At 57.5% G+C, this 266-nt stretch carries 1 protein-coding gene; it reads right to left on the bottom strand.

Features of this window, described 5'->3' with window-relative positions:
* Positions 1-266: OB-fold nucleic acid binding domain-containing protein (locus tag ACYP03_RS26505; protein WP_459782740.1), on the bottom strand; the 266-nt coding region annotated here is incomplete at both ends.

Genomic DNA, 266 nt, shown 5'->3' with positions numbered 1-266 from the left:
CAGTGCCTGCTCGGTCAGACTGCGCAGGGTCAACTGGCGTAAGCCGTCTGTAGTGGGGTAGACAGGGGTGAGAGTCTCTTCGACCGCCAGTGCGGTCGGTTCAGAAAACACGCTGTAATCAGGATGGATCACTTCCAGTCCGTGCTGGCCGCGGCGGATCTCGCCGTAGGCTTTGACCTGCTTGCCTTCGGATAGGGCATTTTTCATCGCGGCGTTGAAATTGAAAAAGCGCAGGGTGACAGAGCCGGTTGTGTCGCTGATCTTGA

The sequence above is a fragment of the Photobacterium sp. R1 genome (assembly GCF_054600795.1).
Note: the sequence above shows the minus strand (reverse complement) of the source record. Positions and strands in the feature narration are given on the sequence as shown.